The organism is Limnohabitans sp. (assembly GCF_034680285.1).
GTDB lineage: Bacteria > Pseudomonadota > Gammaproteobacteria > Burkholderiales > Burkholderiaceae_C > Limnohabitans_A.
Genome location: NZ_JAXITC010000008.1, coordinates 99,827 through 119,125, shown reverse-complemented (window position 1 = coordinate 119,125; position 19,299 = coordinate 99,827). Strand labels below are relative to the sequence as shown.

15 protein-coding genes are annotated in these 19,299 nt (G+C 60.8%); 9 read left to right on the top strand and 6 right to left on the bottom strand.

Annotation, left to right across the window (positions count from 1 at the left end):
* Positions 1-35: 35 nt before the first annotated feature.
* The gene (locus SWE17_RS08600) at positions 36-935 is read right to left on the bottom strand and encodes a diacylglycerol/lipid kinase family protein (RefSeq protein WP_322992687.1); all 900 of its coding nucleotides are present in this window, start codon (positions 933-935) and stop codon (positions 36-38) included.
* 12 nt (positions 936-947) lie between these two features.
* Positions 948-2,444: an AMP nucleosidase gene (locus SWE17_RS08595; protein ID WP_322992720.1), complete on the bottom strand. Its 1,497-nt coding sequence runs from the start codon at positions 2,442-2,444 to the stop codon at positions 948-950.
* A gap of 168 nt (positions 2,445-2,612) precedes the next feature.
* Here SWE17_RS08595 and SWE17_RS08590 point away from each other — a divergent pair, with 168 nt between their 5' ends.
* Complete coding sequence (locus SWE17_RS08590) at positions 2,613-3,545, top strand: 3-keto-5-aminohexanoate cleavage protein (RefSeq protein WP_322992686.1); 933 nt, start codon at positions 2,613-2,615, stop codon at positions 3,543-3,545.
* A 3-nt stretch (positions 3,546-3,548) separates the two neighbouring features.
* Here the strand turns inward: SWE17_RS08590 and icmF are convergent, their stop codons facing one another.
* Complete coding sequence (gene icmF / locus SWE17_RS08585; protein ID WP_322992685.1) at positions 3,549-6,839, bottom strand: fused isobutyryl-CoA mutase/GTPase IcmF; 3,291 nt, start codon at positions 6,837-6,839, stop codon at positions 3,549-3,551.
* 181 nt (positions 6,840-7,020) lie between these two features.
* Between icmF and SWE17_RS08580 the strand changes: the two genes are divergently transcribed.
* Positions 7,021-7,455: a rhodanese-like domain-containing protein gene (locus SWE17_RS08580; protein WP_322992684.1), complete on the top strand. Its 435-nt coding sequence runs from the start codon at positions 7,021-7,023 to the stop codon at positions 7,453-7,455.
* A 19-nt stretch (positions 7,456-7,474) separates the two neighbouring features.
* Here SWE17_RS08580 and SWE17_RS08575 read toward each other — a convergent pair whose 3' ends face one another.
* Complete coding sequence (locus SWE17_RS08575) at positions 7,475-8,905, bottom strand: amidase (protein WP_322992683.1); 1,431 nt, start codon at positions 8,903-8,905, stop codon at positions 7,475-7,477.
* Between the two features lie 158 nt (positions 8,906-9,063).
* On the opposite strand from SWE17_RS08575, the gene SWE17_RS08570 reads away from it, so the two are divergent.
* From SWE17_RS08570 to SWE17_RS08540, 7 genes are all read left to right on the top strand, one after another.
* A complete protein-coding gene (locus tag SWE17_RS08570) occupies positions 9,064-10,647 on the top strand; it encodes an ABC transporter substrate-binding protein (protein WP_322992682.1) in 1,584 nt (527 codons plus the stop codon).
* 14 nt (positions 10,648-10,661) lie between these two features.
* Positions 10,662-11,615, top strand: coding sequence for an ABC transporter permease (locus tag SWE17_RS08565; protein ID WP_322992681.1), 954 nt, complete (start codon positions 10,662-10,664; stop codon positions 11,613-11,615).
* Positions 11,615-12,490, top strand: a complete 876-nt coding sequence (locus SWE17_RS08560; protein ID WP_322992680.1) for an ABC transporter permease — start codon at positions 11,615-11,617, stop codon at positions 12,488-12,490. Before SWE17_RS08565 ends, SWE17_RS08560 begins: the two co-directional genes overlap by 1 nt.
* On the top strand, positions 12,490-14,115 hold the full coding sequence (locus SWE17_RS08555; protein ID WP_322992679.1) for an ABC transporter ATP-binding protein: 1,626 nt from the start codon (positions 12,490-12,492) through the stop codon (positions 14,113-14,115). The genes SWE17_RS08560 and SWE17_RS08555 overlap by 1 nt, the downstream gene beginning before the upstream one ends.
* A 21-nt stretch (positions 14,116-14,136) precedes the next feature.
* Positions 14,137-15,636, top strand: coding sequence for a M81 family metallopeptidase (locus SWE17_RS08550; RefSeq protein WP_322992678.1), 1,500 nt, complete (start codon positions 14,137-14,139; stop codon positions 15,634-15,636).
* A 48-nt stretch (positions 15,637-15,684) separates the two neighbouring features.
* Positions 15,685-17,103, top strand: coding sequence for an amidase (locus SWE17_RS08545; protein WP_322992677.1), 1,419 nt, complete (start codon positions 15,685-15,687; stop codon positions 17,101-17,103).
* A 64-nt stretch (positions 17,104-17,167) separates the two neighbouring features.
* On the top strand, positions 17,168-17,941 hold the full coding sequence (locus tag SWE17_RS08540; RefSeq protein ID WP_322992676.1) for a type III pantothenate kinase: 774 nt from the start codon (positions 17,168-17,170) through the stop codon (positions 17,939-17,941).
* A 36-nt stretch (positions 17,942-17,977) separates the two neighbouring features.
* Here SWE17_RS08540 and SWE17_RS08535 read toward each other — a convergent pair whose 3' ends face one another.
* Entirely contained in the window at positions 17,978-18,646 is a 669-nt protein-coding gene (locus tag SWE17_RS08535) for a TetR/AcrR family transcriptional regulator (protein WP_322992675.1), read from the bottom strand.
* Positions 18,647-18,667: 21 nt separating this feature from the next.
* Positions 18,668-19,219: a phasin family protein gene (locus tag SWE17_RS08530; protein ID WP_322992674.1), complete on the bottom strand. Its 552-nt coding sequence runs from the start codon at positions 19,217-19,219 to the stop codon at positions 18,668-18,670.
* Positions 19,220-19,299: the final 80 nt, after the last annotated feature.

Genomic DNA, 19,299 nt, shown 5'->3' with positions numbered 1-19,299 from the left:
AAACGGATGTGAACCAAGATGGAAGGCGGCCGGGATCACCGCCGCACCACCAGCAAGCTGGCCGCCTGGCAGTGGATGCGCACATGCTGGGCTTCACCCAAGTATTCTCCATCGGCGGCCAGAGGAACGCCCTGTGTGCAGGCGATGTCCAGTTGGCGATAGGCCCAACAGCCGATGCGCGGATGACCAAGGTGTCGGCCGATCAGCAGACGGGGAAGCATGAGCAGGGCGCCCGGTCGACCAAAGGTGCCCGCCAACAGGGCGTTGAGCTGGCCATCGGCCAATTGCGCGTGGGGCACAGCCGGCATGCCCGAACCGAAGGTCGGGGTGTTCAGGCTGGAGGCAAAGAGGCAAGCGCCTTGTTGTTTCAGGTGCCCATCGCTGTGCAGCGTCAGGTCCCAGTGGCGCAGGTGGATCAGCTCGTTCAAGGTGGCCCACAGGTAGCGGGGCAAGCCGCGCAGCCAGCTCGGGCCGTTCAGTGCACGCAGCCCAACGGCCGAGTCAAAACCGGCCGTCAGGCTCGACAGAAAAGGGGTGTCGTGCGTTTGGCCTTGCATATCGCACCAGTGGGCCAGGCCGGTGTCGATGGCTTGCGCAGGGCCTTGCAATGCCAACGTCAAGGCTTGTGCCCAAGGCAGACCATCCACACCCCAGGCGCGGGCACTGTCGTTGCCACTGCCCATGGGCACCAGTCCGATGGTGAGCCGCCTCGCCAGCAGCATGGGCAACCAGCAGTTCAGTGTGCCGTCCCCGCCGACCACCACCACGCGGCTGCCTTCGGCCAGCGACTCCAGCAGGGCCACACTGTCGCTCAAGGCTTCGGGGGCAGCAAGTTGTGCATTCGGCGCATGCGCTGCCAGCCACGCCCGCAGCGTCGGAATGCGCCGCGCAGCGCGGCCGCCTTGCGCATGGGGGTTGAGCAGGACCAAGGCCATGGCGGGGCAGGCTTACTGGAAAGCCACTTCGGCAAAGCTGCGCAGTTTGCGGCTGTGCAGTTGCTCGGGGCCAGCGTCGCGCAGCAAGGTCACGGCGCGGATGCCGATTTGCAGGTGCTGGTTCACCCGCTCGCGGTAAAAGTGGTTGGCCATGCCGGGCAGCTTGATCTCGCCGTGCAGCGGTTTGTCGCTCACACAAAGCAAGGTGCCGTAGGGCACCCGAAAGCGAAATCCGTTGGCCGCAATGGTGGCGCTTTCCATGTCCAGGGCCACCGCACGGCTTTGGCTGAAGCGCCGCTGCGGTTTGTTGTCTGGCAGCAGCTCCCAGTTGCGGTTGTCGGTGCTGGCCACCGTGCCGGTGCGCATGAGGCGTTTGAGGTCTGCACCATGACAGCCGGTGACCTCGGACACCGCACGCTCAAGCGCCACTTGAATCTCGGCCAGCGCCGGAATCGGCACCCACAGCGGAAGTTCTTCGTCCAGCACATGGTCTTCGCGCACATAGGCGTGGGCCAATACGTAGTCGCCCAGCAGCTGCGTGGTGCGCAGGCCCGCGCAGTGGCCCAGCATCAGCCAAGCGTGCGGGCGCAGCACGGCGATGTGGTCGGTGATGGTTTTGGCATTGGCCGGGCCCACGCCGATGTTGACCATGGTGATGCCGCTGTGGCCCTTGCGCACCAGGTGGTAGCCAGGCATTTGCGGCAAGCGAGGTGGTGTTTGGCCCTGAGCGTCCACATCCTCAGGAGCCAGGCCCACACGGCGCGTGACCAAGTTGCCGGGCTCAACAAAGGCGATGTACTCGCTGTCCGGGTTTTGCATTTCGGCGTGGCCCAGGGCGATGAATTCGTCGATGTAGAACTGGTAATTGGTGAACAGCACATAGTTCTGAAACCAGCGCGGTGAGGTGCCGGTGTAGTGGCGCAGGCGTTGCAGCGAATAGTCGATGCGGGGCGCGGTGAAGAGCGACAGCGGCCGCGCCTCGGAGGCTGCAGGCTCGTGTGTGCCATTGGCAATGCCGTCGTCCATGGCGGCCAGGTCGGGCAGGTCAAATACCTCGCGCATCAGGGCCTGGCGCTCGGTGCTCAGGCTGCCTTCCATGTGTTCGTCGTCGGCAAATGAAAAGTGAATCGGAATCGGTTGGTTGCTGGTGCCCACCTGCAGGCTTACACCGTGGTTTTTAAGCAGCAACGCCAGTTGCTGGCGAATGTAAAAAGCAAACAGGTCGGGCCGTGTCAATGTGGTTTCAAACCGGCCGGGTTCGGCCACAAAGCCGTAGCTCAGGCGGCTGTCCAGCCCCGCGCTTTTGCGGCTGGCGCTGCTGACCTGCACCCGAACAAACGGGTAAAAAGCCCGCACCCGGGTGTCTGTCATGTCGGCGCCCGCCACAAACTCGCGCATGGCCTGGCGCAGGTGGTTCACGCTGTGCTGGTAGATGTGCTGAATTTGCGCCAAGGCACTGTCGGCATCGTGGTGCTCGGAAGGGGCGATGAAGGGCGGCAGGTGCTGCATGGGATTCCTGGACAGTGTGTCTGGCCATTTTGCTGCAATCGCGCGGCTTGGGTGTGACAGGGCTGCACGCTTGTTGCCTTGGTGACCCCGTCCATCTTGTTGGACGGGCATGCTGTGGCCCAGACCCAGCCCACAGGTACTGGGCCACAATTTTTCTGGAGACGGTTCATGAGTCAAACCCGCAAAGTCATCATCACCTGCGCCCCCACCGGGGCCATCCACACCCCCAGCATGTCACCGCATTTGCCGGTGACTGCCGACGAGATTGCCGATGCAGCCATTGCCGCCGCCGAGGCGGGTGCGGCCATTTTGCACCTGCACGCCCGCGACCCGGTCGACGGCCGCCCCACACAAGACCCAGCGTTTTTTGTGCCGTTTTTGCAAAAGATCAAAGCCAACACCAACGCGGTTATCAACCTGACCACAGGCGGCAGCCCGCACATGACGGTGCATGAGCGCATGCAACCGGCTTTGACCTTCAAGCCCGAAGTGGCGTCGCTCAACATGGGATCGATGAATTTCGGCTTGTTCCCCATGCTGGACCGCTTCAAGACCTTTAAGCACGAGTGGGAGCGTGAGCACCTGGAAAAAAGCCGTGATCTGGTGTTCAAGAACACCTACAAGGACATCGAAACCATTTTGCGTCTGGGCACCGAAAACGGCACCCGCTTCGAATTCGAGTGCTACGACATCAGCCACCTGTACAACCTGGCGCACTTCCGCGATCGGGGCTTGGTCACGGGGCCTTTGTTTGTGCAGTCGGTGTTCGGCATTTTGGGCGGTATTGGCCCGCACCCCGAAGACCTGATGCACATGCGCCGCACGGCCGACCGCTTGTTTGGCAACGATTACCAGTGGTCGATTCTGGGCGCAGGCAAAGGCCAGATTGCGCTGGCCAGCATTGGTGCGGCCATGGGCTCCAATGTGCGCGTGGGGCTGGAGGACTCGTTGTGGATTGGCCCTGGAAAATTGGCCGAGTCCAGCGCTCAGCAGGTCCAGCGCATCCGCACCGTGCTCGAAGCCCTGAACCTGGAGATCGCCACACCCGATGAGGCCCGCAGCATGCTGGCGCTCAAGGGCGGGGATAAAGTGAATTTTTGAGGTTCACATATTGCGTCGGTACTGACCACCCACCTCGAACAGCGCATTGGTGATCTGACCGAGTGAGCAGACCCGCACCGCGTCCATCAACACCTCGAACACGTTGCCGTTGTCGATCACGGCTTGTTGCAGGCGTTTGAGCATGGCGGGTGATTCGGCAGCGTGTTGGGCGTGGAAGTCGTTCAGGCGCTGGAGTTGCGACTGCTTTTCTTCTTCGGTCGAGCGGGCCAGTTCCAGCGTTTCCATGACTTCGTCGCCCTTGGGGTTGCGGAAGGTGTTGACGCCGATGATGGGCAGCTCGCCGGTGTGCTTGAGCATCTCGTAGTGCATGGACTCGTCTTGGATCTTGCCGCGCTGGTAGCCGGTTTCCATCGCGCCCAACACACCACCGCGCTCGGCGATTTTTTCAAACTCAGCCAGCACGGCTTCTTCCAGCAACTCGGTCAGCTCTTCGATGATGAAGGCGCCTTGGCCCGGGTTCTCGTTCTTGGCCAAGCCCCATTCGCGGTTGATGATGAGCTGGATCGCCATAGCACGGCGCACCGAGTCTGCGGTGGGCGTGGTGATGGCCTCGTCAAACGCGTTGGTGTGCAGGCTGTTGCAGTTGTCGTAGATCGCGATCAGCGCTTGCAGCGTGGTGCGGATGTCGTTGAACTGAATCTCTTGGGCGTGCAAGGAACGGCCACTGGTTTGGATGTGGTACTTGAGCTTTTGGCTGCGCTCGTTCGCGCCGTATTTCTCTTTCATCGCCACCGCCCAGATGCGGCGTGCCACACGGCCCATGACGGTGTACTCGGGGTCCATGCCGTTGCTGAAGAAGAAGCTCAGGTTGGGCGCGAAGTCGTCGATGTGCATGCCACGCGCGAGATACGCTTCCACAAAGGTGAAGCCGTTGGACAGCGTGAAGGCCAGCTGGGAAATCGGGTTAGCCCCGGCTTCGGCGATGTGGTAACCGCTGATGGACACCGAGTAGAAGTTGCGCACGTCGTGGTGCACAAAGTACTGCGCGATGTCGCCCATCACTTTCAATGAAAACTCGGTCGAGAAGATGCAGGTGTTCTGGCCTTGGTCTTCTTTCAGGATGTCGGCCTGCACCGTGCCGCGCACATTGGCCAGCACCCACTCGCGGATCTTGGCGGCTTCGGTCTCGGTCGGCTCGTGGCCGTTCTCGGCCTTGAACTTGTCGAGGTTCTGGTCGATGGCCGTGTTCATGAACATGGCCAAGATAGAGGGTGCAGGTCCGTTGATGGTCATGGACACGCTGGTGGTCGGGTTGCACAGGTCAAAGCCCGAGTACAGCACCTTCATGTCGTCGAGCGTGGCCACGTTCACACCCGAGTTGCCGATCTTGCCGTAGATGTCCGGACGCAGGTCGGGGTCGTTGCCGTACAGCGTGACCGAGTCAAACGCGGTGGACAGGCGCTTGGCTGGCAGGCCCTCAGACACCAGCTTGAAGCGGCGGTTGGTGCGGAAAGGGTCGCCCTCACCGGCGAACATGCGGGTCGGGTCTTCACCCTCGCGCTTGAAAGCAAAGGTGCCTGCGGTGTAGGGGTAGCTGCCGGGCACGTTGTCCAGCATCAACCACTTGAGCACTTCGCCGTCGTCTTCGTATTGGGGCAGCGCCACTTTGCGGATGGTGGTGCCGCTCAGCGATTTGGTGGTCAGTGCCGTGCGGATTTCCTTGTCGCGGATTTTGACCACGTATTCGTCGCCCGCGTAGGCTTTTTGCATGTCGGGCCACTGGGCCAGCAACTTGCGGGCGGTGGGGTCTTGCGTTTGCTCGCGGCTCACAGCCAGGTCAATGGCGGCTTCAGCCGCTTTGGCGCGACCAGCTTTGCCCACTTCGAGCATCCGGGCCGCAGCACGCAGTTGCTGAATCTCGCGGGCCAGGCGGGATTGGTCGATGGCGCGCTTTTTGTAGCCGCGCACCGTGTCGCTGATCTCGGCCAGGTAACGGGTGCGGGAAGACGGCACGACCGGGTTTTGGTGGGTGCTGTAACGCACGCTGACCACAGGCAAACGGCCTTCGGTGGTCTTCATGCCCAGCTCGGCCAATCGGGCTTTGAGGGCTTGGTAAAGGGCAGTGACGCCGTCGTCGTTGAAGCGCGCCGCCATGGTGCCAAACACCGGCATCTGCTCGGTGGGCACGGTCCAGGCTTCTTTGTTGCGCTGCACTTGCTTGGCCACGTCGCGCAGGGCGTCCGATGCGCCTTTGCGGTCAAACTTGTTGATGGCCACAAACTCGGCAAAGTCCAGCATGTCGATTTTTTCGAGCTGGCTGGCCGCACCGAACTCGGGCGTCATCACGTACATGGGCACGTCAACATGCGGCACGATGGCGGCGTCGCCCTGGCCAATGCCAGACGTTTCCACCACGATCACATCAAAACCCGCCACCTTGCAGGCCGCCACCACGTCGGGCAAAGCGGCAGAAATTTCAGAGCCAAAGTCACGCGTGGCCAGCGAACGCATGAACACGCGCGGGCCTTGCGACCAGGGGCTGATCGCGTTCATGCGGATGCGGTCGCCCAGCAGCGCACCACCGCTCTTGCGGCGCGAGGGGTCAATGGAGATCACGGCCACACGCAGCGCGTCGCCTTGGTCCAGGCGCAGGCGGCGGATCAGTTCGTCTGTCAGGGATGACTTGCCCGCACCGCCGGTGCCGGTGATGCCCAACACGGGCACTTTCTTTTGCGCGGCTTGTTCGCGCACAGCCTTGACCACGCTGGCATCGGCCTTGTCGTTTTCCAAAGCGGTGATCAGTTGTGCCAAAGCACGCCAGTTCATCTCGCCGTGGCCCTGAATCGCGTCCACGGATTTAGGGGCCAGGGGGCTCACGTCTTGGTCGCAGCGCATGACCATCTCGCCGATCATCCCGGCCAGGCCCATTTTTTGGCCGTCTTCGGGGCTGAAAATGCGCACGCCTTTGTCCGCCAGGGCGCGGATTTCAGACGGCACGATCACGCCGCCGCCGCCGCCAAACACCTTGATGTGCTCGCCGCCCCGGGCTTTGAGCAAATCGACCATGTAGCTGAAGTATTCGTTGTGACCGCCCTGGTAAGAGCTGATCGCGATGCCCTGTGCGTCTTCCAGCAGCGCGGCGGTCACCACCTCGTCCACCGAGCGGTTGTGGCCCAGGTGGATGACCTCGGCGCCCATGCTTTGCAGGATGCGGCGCATGATGTTGATGGCGGCGTCGTGGCCATCAAACAGAGAAGCGGCGGTGACAAAACGCACCTTGTTGGTGGGGCGGTATTCGGCCAAGGCTTTGAATTCGGCGGACAGGTCGGTCATCAGGGTCTCCGGTAGCAGGGCAGGCTTGCAGCTTTGACGTTGACGTAAACGTCAATCAAAACCCGCATCTTAGCCGTTGCGGCCTGTCCTGTCACTGACACATTGGCGAGTGGGTGAAAAGCTATGATTTGTTCTCAATAGCCTTTCACAATGAACTCTCCCATTTTTGGATGAACGCGCCATGACCACTGCTGCAGCACCCGTACTCCCCCCACTTCAATCGGCCACAGGCTACGCGGGTGATGTTTCCCCAGAGCAGGCTTGGGCCTGGGTGCAGTCAGGTGAAGCAGAACTGGTGGACGTGCGCACCGATGCAGAACGTGCCTGGGTTGGCTTTGTGCCAGGGGCCCATGCGCTGGCTTGGAAGCAGTGGCCCGGCATGGCGATGAACCCAGGTTTCGATGCGGGCGTGCAGGCATTGGGTGCGAACGGCAAGAAACTGGTGTTGCTGTGCCGCAGCGGTGTGCGCTCCATTGCCGCCGCACAGCGTGCCACCGAGTTGGGCGTGCAGGCCTACAACATCCTAGAGGGGTTTGAAGGCGATCCCGACGACCAAGCCCACCGAGGCACACAAGGCGGATGGCGAGTGCGGGGCTTGCCTTGGCAGCAAAACTGAACGGAACAAACCGCTAGGCTTAAACGCCAGGCGGGCGGCGGGCGATCATGTCTTGATTCGCCATTTCATAAGCGTGGGCCAGCTTCAGCAAATCCCAGTCGCCTTGCGGTTTGCCAATCAAGGCCAGGCCCATGGGCAAACCGTTCTCGCCAAAGCCCGCTGGCACGCTGATCGACGGCAAACCTGCAAAGGTGGCATAAATCACCACTTCCATCCAGCGGTGGTAAGTGTCCATGCTTTGCCCGGCAACAGTTTCTGGCCAGCGCAGGCTCACATCGAAAGGCCATACCTGTGCAACGGGAGTGGCCAGCACATCGAATTTTTCAAACAGGGCCAACATGCTTTGGTAAAAGCGCGTGCGGCTGGCGCTGGCTGCCAACAGTTGAGAGCCGGTCAAACCCATGGACTGGTCGTGTTCCCAAAGTGCTTCGGCTTTGATGTGTGCTCGGTTGGCAGGGTTGATCAAGAATGGGGCGATGCGCGGACCGACCAAAGCTTGCCGCCAGACCAACCAAGCTCGCCAAATTTCTTCGGCAGGCATACCCAGTCGGGCTTCATCCACGGTGCAGCCCATCCCCGAAAAACTGTTCAGCGCGGATTGGCAGACATCGAGAATTCCGTCTTCCATGGGCAAGTAGCCCTGCAAATTGCCCAGCCAACCCATGCGCAATCCTTGGGGATTGCTGGCCAAAGATCCTGTAAATGCGGCGGGGTCTTCCGTCAGGCTCAAAGGGCTGGATGGGTGAGCACCCGCTTGCACCGAAAGCAGCATGGCCAAATCCGCCACATGGCGTGCCATGGGGCCTTCGGTGGGCAGTTGGGCAATGAACACATCTTGTGCGGGCGACATGGGCACGCGGCCTTGTGAGGGGCGCAGACCAAACACATGGTTCCAGCCGGCGGGGTTGCGCAAGCTGCCCATGAAGTCGGAACCATCGGCCACCGGCAACAAGCGCTGGGCCACCGCCACCGCCGCACCACCGCTGCTGCCGCCAGCGGTTTTGTTGGGGTTCCAAGCGTTGCGGGTGGGGCCAAACACTTCATTGAACGTGTGCGAACCCAATCCAAATTCGGGCGTGTTGGTTTTGCCGATGACAATGGCGCCAGCGGCCTTCATCCGCTGAACCATGAGGCCATCTTCAGGGGCCACAAAGTCCTTCATGAGTGGACTGCCCAAAGTGGTGCGCAAGCCTTTTGAATGGGCCAAATCCTTGATGGCTTGGGGCATGCCATGCATCCAGCCCATGGACTCGCCGCGGGCCAGCTGAGCATCGCGCTCGCGTGCTTGCGCCATCAATAGTTCGGGTTCTTGCAGGCTGACGATGGCATTGGACTGCGGATTCAGACGCGCAATGCGCTCGAGTGTGGACTGCATGACTTCCTGGCACGACACCTGCTTGAGGTGAATGGCGCGAGACAAATCGATGGCGGAGGTATCAGGGTTGACCATGGGGTGATGCTTTCAGTTTTATTTGTATTATGAAAGCGGTCGAAGGGTAGCCAGTCACTGGTGAAAACCCCGACTCTGATTTGCGCAAAGGTGACGCTGTTTCGTTTTGAAAGCTGTCATCATGATTTTTCAACTGTTCCTTTTTTGGAGATCTGATCATGAAGAGACGTGTTCTGTTTGCTGCTACGGGTTTGTTGGGTTTGAGCATGCTGGCCCCTGTGGTGGCGCAAGCCCAAGACAACAAAGTGTTCCGCTTTGTGCCGCACGCCAACCTGGCGGTGCTCGATCCGATCTGGACCACGGCCTACGTGACGCGCAACCACGCGTACATGATCTACGACACGCTGTTCTCGGAAGATGCACAGGGCAACATCAAGCCTCAGATGGTGGACACTTACACCAACTCCCCCGATCGCAAGACTTGGACTTTCAAGCTGCGCAGCGGCTTGGAGTTTCACGATGGCAAGCCTGTGACCAGCGAAGACGTGGTGGCCTCGCTCAAGCGTTGGGCCAGCCGCGACGCCATGGGTGGCATCTTGAACACCTTCATCGACCGTTATGAGACCCCCGACGCCAACACCTTCCGCATGATCCTCAAGGAGCCCAGCGGTATCGTGATCGACGCTTTGGGCAAGGCTTCGTCCAATGTGCCTTTCATCATGCCCGCCCGCATTGCGGCCACGCCTGGTGCTGAGCAAATCAAGGAGCACATTGGCTCGGGCCCCTTTATCTTCAAGGCCGACGAATTCAAGCCCGGCGCTCTGGCGGTGTACACGCGCAATGCCAAATACAAGTCTCGTGCTGAAGCACCCAGCGGCATGGCCGGTGGCCGTCCGGTCAACTTTGACCGTGTGGAGTGGGTCATCATTCGCGACCCGCAAACCCAGTTCAACGCCATCAAAGCCGGTGAAGTGGACATGGTCGAACAGCCCAGTTTTGAGCAGTACGAAACCTTGAAGAAAACCGAAGGTTTGAAAGTGGATGACTTCTCGCCAGCGGGCCTGCAGTTCATCATGCGCTTCAACCACCTGCACAAGCCGTTTGACAACCCCAAAATCCGTCAGGCGGCCATGGTGGCGATGGGTCAGCAGGCTTACATCAACACCCAAATCGGTGTGCCCGAGTTGGGCAAACTGTGCCGCAGTATCTTCCCTTGCGGCACGGTGTATGCGGATGAAAACACCGGTTACTTCACCGGTGTGGCCAACCCAGCCAAAGCCCGCGAAATGCTCAAAGAGGCTGGCTATGACAACACGCCTGTGCTCTTGATGCGCCCCACCGACCTGGCCTCGATTGCCAAGATTCCGTTGGTGGCCAAGCAGCAGCTCGAGGCTGCGGGCTTCAAAGTCGACATGCAGCAAATGGACTGGGCCTCTTTGGTGGCCCGTCGTGCCAAGAAGGACGCGCCTGCAGCCGGTGGTTGGAACGCATTCCTGACCGCGTGGACCGCAGGTGACATCTCCAACCCCTTGGCCATGGCCATGTTGAACGCCAAAGGTGACACGGGTTGGTTTGGCTGGCAGAACGAGCCACGCATTGAAACTCTGAAAGCCAGCTTTGCCCGTGCAAGCTCGACCGAAGAGAAAAAGAAACTGGCCAGCCAGATCCAGGCCGTGGCCTTCGAAACCGCCACCCATGCACCTTTGGGTCAGTACCGCTCACCCACTGTGATCCGCAGCAATGTGAGTGGCATTTTGCAAACCCCCGGCATCCCAGCCATGTGGAACATCAAGAAAAACTGATCGGGTTCTGAGCGATGTTTCAATTCGTCCTGCGCCGCCTGCTGGCGGTGCTGCCGGTCCTGCTCGTCGTGTCACTGGTGGTCTTCCTCATCCTGAGGTTGGCTCCGGGTGACCCGGCGGCGGTGATCGCCGGCAACAGTGCCACCAACGCAGAAATTGACCGCATTCGTGAACAACTGGGCCTGGATCGCTCGATCCTGTCCCAGTACTTCATTTGGGTCGGACGAGTGTTTCAGGGGGACTTGGGGTATTCCTATTACCTCAGCAAACCCGTCACCGAGTTGATCGCTCAGCGCATAGAGCCCACCTTGTCCTTGGCGGCTGGCACCTTGGTGCTGGCGATTGCTGTGGCCATTCCCTTGGGAACCATTGCCGCTTGGCGAATGGGGGGCTGGCTCGACAAAATTCTGTCTGGATTTTCGGTGGCCGGATTTTCGGTGCCGGTTTTTGTGATCGGCTATTTGCTCATTTATTTGTTTGCCATTCGTCTGGAGTGGTTACCAGTGCAAGGGTACAAGGCCTTGCTTGGTCCCAAGGGTGCCAGTCTTTGGGAGTGGATGCGGCAATTGATCCTGCCTTGGATGACGTTGGCCATGATCTATGTGGCGCTGATTGCAAGGGTGACGCGGGCGAGTGTGTCCGAGGCATTGACCGAGGACTACATCCGAACCGCCCGGGCCAAGGGGCTGACCGAGAGCGTGGTGTTGTTGCGCCATGCACTGAGCAATGCTGCGGTGCCGATAGTCACGGTCATCGGCATTGGTGTGGCCTTGCTGATTGGTGGTGTGGTTGTGACCGAGACCGTTTACGCCATTCCCGGCTTGGGCATGCTCACGGTGGATGCGGTGCTCAACCGTGACTTCCCTGTGATTCAGGGCTTGGTGTTGCTCTTTTCTTGCGCTTATGTGTTCATCAACCTCTTGGTCGATTTGAGCTACCTCTTTCTTGATCCGAGGATTCGTTACTGATGTCTGCCTCTCAACGTTTGTGGGCCAATGGCTCAATCCGGTTTGGTGCGGTGGTGCTCGGGTTCATGGTGCTGCTGTCTTTGCTGGCGCCGTGGCTTGGTACCGTGGACCCCGCTGCCATGGATTCCAATTTCATCAACAAGCCAGCGGGCCTCAAGGGTGACTTTACATTGGTGGATGGCAGCACGGTGGCCCACACCTTTTGGCTGGGCACCGACAGCTTCGGACGCGACATGTACAGCCGCGTGGTGTACGGTGCGCGTGTCTCCTTGCTGGTAGGCGGATTTACGGCCGCTTTGGCACTGGCGCTGGGCGGATTGTTGGGTATGCTGGCTGGTTATTTTCGGCAAGTCGATGCGGTGCTGATGCGCTTCATGGATGGCCTGATGGCCATTCCAGCCATCTTGCTGGCCATTGCGCTGGTGGCCGCGCTCGGGGCTCAGGTGGGCACCGTTGTGGTGGCCATTGCGATTCCCGAGGTGCCGCGTGTGACGCGGCTGGTGCGCTCTTTGGTGCTGAGCTTGCGCGAAGAGCCTTTTGTGGAAGCGGCCCGTGCGTTGGCCACCCCCACGCCTGTGATTTTGTGGCGACACATTTTGCCCAATGCTTTGGCACCGCTGATTGTCCAAGGTACTTTTGTGGCTGCCTCCGCCGTGTTGACCGAGGCGATTTTGAGTTTTCTGGGTCTGGGCTTGCCGCCTGATATCCCCACCTGGGGCAACATCATGGCCGAGGGGCGCGTGCAGTTCAGCCAGTATCCCGGCAACGTGCTGTACCCCGCTTTGTTTTTGGTGCCCACGGTGTTGGCTGTGAATTTGCTGGGAGATGGTTTGCGCGACGTGCTCGATCCCAAGTTTGCAAAAAGGGGCGCGTGATGAGTACAGCATCTCCTCAAGCGGTTCTGTCCATTCGCCAACTTTCGGTGGCTTTGCCTGCTGGGGGGGATCGTGTGCATGCGGTGCACCAGGTGTCGCTCAGCATCCTTCCAGGACAGACTTTGTGTGTGGTGGGCGAGTCGGGATCGGGCAAATCCGTGATGGCCACCACTGTGATGGGCTTGTTGGCCAAAGAACTTCGCCCCAGCGAGGGTGAAATTTTGTTGCAAGGCGAGTCTTTGCTGGGCGCCTCCGCTGCACGTTTGCGTGCCTTGCGCGGGCGCAGCATGGGCATGGTGTTCCAAGAACCCATGACCGCACTCAACCCGGTCATGACCTGTGGTGACCAAGTCGATGAATTGCTCTCGACCCACACCGATTGGCCCCGCGACCAGCGTCGCGCCGAAATTTTGCGCATTTTCGAACGGGTGCGCCTGCCCGACCCCGAGCGCATGTTGCGCAGCTACCCGCACCAACTCAGCGGCGGGCAGCGCCAACGCATCGTGATCGCCATGGCCGTGGTGCTCAAGCCTGCCTTGATCATTTGCGATGAGCCCACTACCGCGCTCGATGTGACCACACAAAAAGAAATTTTGCGTTTGATTGCCGACTTGCAGCGCGAGCAAGGCAGTGCTGTGCTGTTTATTACACACGACATGGGTGTGGTGGCTGAAATTGCTGACGATGTGCTGGTGATGAACCAAGGCGAAGCGGTCGAAGGTGGACCTTGTGAGCAGGTCTTGCGACGACCCCAAGCCGCCTACACACGCCAGTTGTTGGCCGCTGTGCCAGGCATGACGCCACCGGTGGCCAAACCCGCCTTCAGTGGCCCGGCGCTGCTGTCGGGCCAGGGCGTTGGCAAAACCTATTCCAGCCGCGACTGGCTGGGCCGCAACCGCGCCACCGCCGCGCTGCAAAACGCCCATGTGGCGGTGCACGCAGGCGAGACCGTGGGGATTGTGGGCGAGTCCGGTTCGGGTAAGTCCACGTTTGCACGTTGTCTCATTCGCCTGATCGACCCGACCGAGGGCCGCATCTTGTGGGGCGAGGACGAGGTGGCCACCTTGTCTGAAGGCCGTTTGCGGCCTTTGCGCAACCGTGTGCAAGTGGTGTTTCAAGACCCCAATCGCTCGCTCAACCCGCGTCGCACGGTGGGGCAGTCCATGGTCGAAGGGGCTATGAACTTTGGCCAGTCCCGCGCCGAGGCCGAAGCCTTGGCGGCCGAGTTGATGACGCAGGTGCGCCTGCCCGTCGAAGCGCTGCAGCGCTACCCCAGCCAATTCAGCGGCGGACAACGCCAACGCCTGGCCATTGCCCGTGCACTGGCTTGTCGGCCCCAAGTGTTGGTGGCCGACGAGGCGGTGAGTGCACTGGATGTGAGCGTGCAAGCGCAGATCCTGAACTTGCTGCGCGAGATTCAGGGTCGTCTGGGCCTGGGGGTGCTTTTCATCACGCATGACCTGCGTGTGGCCGCGCAGTTGTGCGACCGCGTGATCGTGATGCACCAGGGCCAAATTGTCGAAGAAGGCCCAACCACCGCGCTTTACACCAACCCTCAACAAGACTACACGCGCCGCCTGCTCCAAGCTGCGCCTGCCGCTTTGCCGCCGCTCGAAGCGGCCTGAGCTGTCACACCTAACGCGCCCATGACCCGTATCCTGATCGCTGGTTACCAGCACGAGACCAACACCTTTGCCCCCAGCCTGGCCGATTGGGCCGCCTTCCAAAGCGGCGAGGCCTTTCCGGCCTATGTGCGCGGGCAGGCCATGATCGACCAGATGACGGGTGTGAACATCCCGGTGGGTGGCTTCATCGACGCGGCGCGGCGCGAAGGCTGGCAACTGCTGCCCTCTGCCTGGGCCGGGGCCACGCCCTCGTCGTATGTCACCCGGGATGCGTTCGACCGCATCTGCTCGGCCATTGTTGAAGACGTTCGCGCAGCCTTGGTGCAGGGTCTGGACGGTGTGTACCTCGATCTGCACGGCGCGGCTGTGGCTGAAAACGCCGACGACAGTGAAGGCGAGTTGATCGCCCGCATCCGCGCGGTGGTCGGCCCCAAGCTGCCCATCGTGGCCAGTCTGGACCTGCACGCCAACGTGACCGAGCGCATGCTGCAACTGTCCGATGGTCTGGTGGCCTACCGCACCTACCCGCACATCGACATGGCCGAGACTGGCGAGCGGGCCGCCCTGCTGCTGCGCGAGCATTTGCGTGCAGGCGCCAAGCGCCCATTGAAGGCCCGTCGCTTGCCGTTTTTGATTCCATTGAATGCCCAAAGCACCTGGATGGCCCCGGCCAAAGACCTCTATGACGAGATGATCGCGCTGGAGTCTCAAACCGGTTGCATGCTCAGTTTTTGCATGGGTTTTCCGGCGTCCGACTTTGCCGAATGCGGCCCGGTGGTCTGGGGCCACGGCCCGCAGGCGGAAGCGGCGGTGCAACGCTTGTTTGAGCGCGTGGCCGAGCCCGGCCAATGGCGCCCAGATGTGCTGCCTGCACGCGAGGCGGTCACCCAAGCCCTGGCCACGGCCGAGGTGTCAGCCGCCCCCGTCGTCATGGCCGACACCCAAGACAACCCGGGCGCAGGCGGCGACAGCAACACCACCGGTATGCTGCATGCCTTGTTGCAACAAGGCGCAGGCCAACGCTGGCCTGGCCAGGTGGCGCTGGGCTTGTTGTACGACCCCGAAGCTGCCCGCATGGCCCATGCTGCTGGGGTGGGGGCCAGCATGCAGCTGGCATTGGGCAAAGCGGTGCCCACGTTCACCGGCGAGGCGAGTGACCCGCCCTTGCAGGGGCGCTTCACGGTGCGGTCTTTGGGGCCTGAATATTGCGAACTCAAAGGTCCGATGATGACCGGCATGAAAGCCCACATCGGCCCTTGTGCATGCCTCGAAATCGACGGCGTGCTCATCGCCGTGTCCAGTGGCAAATGCCAAATGCTCGACCGCGAACTGTTCCGCGCCGTGGGCATCCACCCCGAGCAGATGAAGCTGCTGGTGGTCAAAAGCTCCAACCATTTCCGGGCCGATTTCACCCCCATCGCCAGCCGTGTGCTGGTGGCCAAAGCCGCCGGACCCATGGCCGCTGATCCTGGGGATTTACCCTGGAAAAAACTCAGTCCAAACACCCGCACCCGGCCTTGACGCGACATGACGGCCGGGCTTTCGAACTTTTTTGAAAAGGCACCACCCATGAGCGCGACACCGCAAGACTTGACCCAAGCCCCCGCCCACGAACTCCTGGCGTTGTTCCGCAGTGGTCAGGTCTCACCTGTCGAAGTCACGCAGGCGGTGCTGCAGCGCATCGAACGTGTCAACCCGCAAATCAACGCCTTTTGTCTGGTGGATGAGAAGGCTGCTTTGGACAGCGCCCGTGCCAGCGAAGCGCGCTGGCAGGCGCACCGTCAGCAAGGCACGCCCGTGGGCGCTTTGGACGGGGTGCCCACGTCCATCAAAGACCTGATCCTGACCCAAGGCTGGCCCACCCTGCGCGGCAGCCGCACCATTGACCCGAACCAACCTTGGGATGTGGACGCCCCAGCCACCGCCCGCTTGCGCGAAGCGGGTGCCGTTTTACTGGGCAAAACCACCACCCCTGAGTTTGGCTGCAAGGGTGAGACCAATTCGCCGGCCACCGGCATCACGCGCAATCCCTGGAATTTGAACCACACGCCTGGCGGCTCTTCAGGCGGCACAGCCGCCGCCGTAGCGGCAGGCCTGGGGCCCATTGGCGTGGGCACCGACGGTGCGGGCAGCGTACGCATTCCGGCGGCCTTTTGCGGCAATGTGGGCCTCAAACCCAGCTTCGGCCGCGTGCCAGCCTACCCCTTGTCCCCCTTTGGCTCGGTGGCGCATCTTGGCCCGCACACCATGAGCGTGCGTGATGCCGCCTTGATGACCAATGTGCTCAAGCAACCTGATGCCCGCGACTGGACATCGCTGCCACCGGATGCGAGTGACTACACCGTGGGCCTGGAAGACGGCATCCGCGGCCTCAAGATCGCCTACTCGCCCACCTTGGGTTATGCGCAGAACGTGGACCCCGAAATCGCCGCTGCAGTGCATGCCGCTGTGCAGCAACTGCAAGCGCTGGGTGCCCATGTGGAGCAAGTAGACCCGGGTTTCGAAGACCCTTTGGAGATCACCACAGGGCTTTGGTTTTTGGGCGCTTACACCGTTTGGAAAGGCTTGAGCGCCGAGCAGCAGGCCGTGGCCGACCCCGACTTCAAAGCCGAGGCCGAGTTCGGTGCGCAACTGAGTGCCTTGCAAATCCAACAACTCAACCAGCGCCGTGGCGTGCTGGGCTCGCACATGCGCCAGTTCATGCAGCGCTACGACCTGCTGGTCACGCCCGCCGTATCGATCCCCGCGTTCGAGGCGCGTGCAGCCGGCACCGTGGCCATGAATCCGCAGTCCATGTTGGGTTGGACGCCTTTCAGTTACCCCTTCAACTTGACCCAACAACCGGCCATCACAGTCCCTTGTGGTTTGACGCGTGATGGCTTGCCCATGGGCTTACAGATTGTGGGTCCGATGTTTGGCGATGCACTGGTCTTGCGTGCTGCCAGGGCTTATGAGTCGGTGATGCCCGTGATTCGCCCTCAAATTTGACTTGAGGTAGAGCGAGCTGTGCCGAACGGCATCCATAGGGGCTGAAACTCATTATCATCCTCGGATGACATTTTTAGCCATCGATGTGGGTAATACGCGCCTGAAATGGGCGCTTTATGACCAACCGAGCCCTCAGGGCCAATTGCTGGCGCATGGCGCCGAATTCCTGGAGAACATTGACCGGCTGTCAGAAGGCGCTTGGGCTCAGTTGCCCAAGCCGGACCAGATGCTGGGTTGCGTGGTGGCTGGCGATGCGATCAAACGCCGGGTGCAAGAGCAAATGGACATCTGGGATGTCACCCCACATTGGGTGGTACCGAGTGCCCAAGAGGCCGGACTGACCAATGGCTACGATCACCCCTCGCGATTGGGCTCAGACCGCTGGGTGGCCATGATTGGTGCTCGTCACCGTTTGCTGGCCTCCGGTCCTGCACGCCCATTGGTGGTGGTCATGGTGGGAACGGCTGTGACGGTCGAAGCCATCGACGCGGGTGGCCGGTTTTTAGGTGGGCTGATCTTGCCCGGCCACGGCATCATGCTGCGGGCGCTGGAATCCGGTACTGCCGGTTTGCATGTGCCGACCGGTGAAGTGACCCCTTTCCCGACCAACACCAGCGATGCCCTGACCAGCGGCGGAACTTACGCCATTGCTGGGGCTTGCGAACGCATGGTGCAGCATTTGCGTGAACGCACAGGGCAGGAGCCCATGTGCATCATGACCGGGGGTGCAGGTTGGAAAATGGCCCCCAGCATGTCACTTCAATTTGACCTGGTGGACAACCTGATATTTGACGGCTTGCTCGCTTTGGCGGCTTTGCGGTTCACGAAAACACCCTGACCGCGAGCCACAAGCGGAAGAACCTGACCGGCGGATTCAACGCGTTTCGTTGGCGCTGTAGGCCGAGCTCAAGGATTGCAAATGCGTTTGCAAATCCTGGTTGGCCATGTAGGGCGTCAACAACGCCAGTACATGCTGCGCACCCCGTGTCAGGGCCAAGCCTGCACTGGCGGGCTCAAGCGCCTGCCGAGGGTTGCGCACATACTCATAACTGAGCCAATAGGTCACCATCACCGACATGCTGGCTGAGAGGGTTTCGATGCTGTCTGGGTCTATCGCCATCAAGCCTGCCGATGCCAAAGACTCGAGCATTTGCCTGAATGCCAATGTTTGACGCTCCAACACGGCATGGAAATGCGTCTCTAAGTGACGGTTACCCGAGAGCAGATTGTTCAGGTCGCGGTACAAAAAACGGTGATTCCACACTTGCTCAAACAGTGAGTGCAAAAAGAACCAGGCGTCTTCGATGTCGCGCACATCGGGTGCGGCATCCAGCAGGGCCAGCATCGACACTTCGTATTGGTCAAACAAGTGGTTGACCAAGGCATCCTTGGACGCAAAGTGGTAGTAGAGATTGCCTGGACTGATGTTCAGCTCGGCAGAGATCAGCGTTGTGGAAACGTTGGGTTCGCCGAATCGGTTGAACAAGGCCAGCGTGACCTCGGCAATGCGCTCGGCGGTTCGGCGGGGGGCTTTTTTGGCCATGTCGGTGCGCCCTGCCAGTCCTCAGGCTGACTTCGACCGGCTTTTCTTGGCGGGAGTTTTGACTGCTTTTTTCGCGGCAGTCTTTCCCGAATTTTGAGCAGGCACATGGGCCCCAGTTTTTGCAGCAGTCTTGGTGGGTGTTTTTTGGGCTGATGCCGATGACGTTTTCAGCGCTGCAGCCAATTGGGATTCGAGTTGCGCCACACGGTCAGTCAACATCTGGATGTCCAAGAGCGTCGGCATGCCCAAGCGGTGCAAGGCTTTGGCCACTCGGTCTTCAAACAAATGCTCCAGTTTGTCGACGCGGCCTGTGGCCTGTTGGCCAAAGTCAGTGGCCAAGTGGCTCAGACGCTCGGTGGCTTCGTGCAGGCGTTGCTGAGCTTCAGCCTGGCTTTTGCGCTGGAACGCCAAACCGTCGCTCAACAAGGTCTCGATGGCTTTGCTGCCTTGCTCTTGGGCTTTGGCCATGGCGCCCAAACCGGCCAGCCAAACATGCTGGGCGGGCGGCGGGGTACTGCCCTGTGGCGCGGAGGCGCTTGTTGTGTTGCGCGTGGAGTTGTTTGATTTGGCCATGTTGCACTTCCTGAACAAGGTGCCACTTTAACCTGCGTTCAGGCGCAATGCTTCTAAAATCGCAAGTCAGTGGTGCCGCG

Coding starts and splice junctions, on each gene's coding strand:
- SWE17_RS08555 (WP_322992679.1), top strand. CDS start 12,490: ATGAGTACAGCATCTCCTCAAGCGGTTCTGTCCATTCGCCAACTTTCG.
- SWE17_RS08540 (WP_322992676.1), top strand. CDS start 17,168: ATGACATTTTTAGCCATCGATGTGGGTAATACGCGCCTGAAATGGGCG.
- SWE17_RS08595 (WP_322992720.1), bottom strand. CDS start 2,444: ATGCAGCACCTGCCGCCCTTCATCGCCCCTTCCGAGCACCACGATGCC.
- SWE17_RS08575 (WP_322992683.1), bottom strand. CDS start 8,905: ATGGTCAACCCTGATACCTCCGCCATCGATTTGTCTCGCGCCATTCAC.
- SWE17_RS08565 (WP_322992681.1), top strand. CDS start 10,662: ATGTTTCAATTCGTCCTGCGCCGCCTGCTGGCGGTGCTGCCGGTCCTG.
- SWE17_RS08580 (WP_322992684.1), top strand. CDS start 7,021: ATGACCACTGCTGCAGCACCCGTACTCCCCCCACTTCAATCGGCCACA.
- SWE17_RS08535 (WP_322992675.1), bottom strand. CDS start 18,646: ATGGCCAAAAAAGCCCCCCGCCGAACCGCCGAGCGCATTGCCGAGGTC.
- SWE17_RS08550 (WP_322992678.1), top strand. CDS start 14,137: ATGACCCGTATCCTGATCGCTGGTTACCAGCACGAGACCAACACCTTT.
- SWE17_RS08530 (WP_322992674.1), bottom strand. CDS start 19,219: ATGGCCAAATCAAACAACTCCACGCGCAACACAACAAGCGCCTCCGCG.
- SWE17_RS08545 (WP_322992677.1), top strand. CDS start 15,685: ATGAGCGCGACACCGCAAGACTTGACCCAAGCCCCCGCCCACGAACTC.
- SWE17_RS08560 (WP_322992680.1), top strand. CDS start 11,615: ATGTCTGCCTCTCAACGTTTGTGGGCCAATGGCTCAATCCGGTTTGGT.
- SWE17_RS08600 (WP_322992687.1), bottom strand. CDS start 935: ATGGCCTTGGTCCTGCTCAACCCCCATGCGCAAGGCGGCCGCGCTGCG.
- SWE17_RS08570 (WP_322992682.1), top strand. CDS start 9,064: ATGAAGAGACGTGTTCTGTTTGCTGCTACGGGTTTGTTGGGTTTGAGC.
- SWE17_RS08590 (WP_322992686.1), top strand. CDS start 2,613: ATGAGTCAAACCCGCAAAGTCATCATCACCTGCGCCCCCACCGGGGCC.
- icmF (WP_322992685.1), bottom strand. CDS start 6,839: ATGACCGACCTGTCCGCCGAATTCAAAGCCTTGGCCGAATACCGCCCC.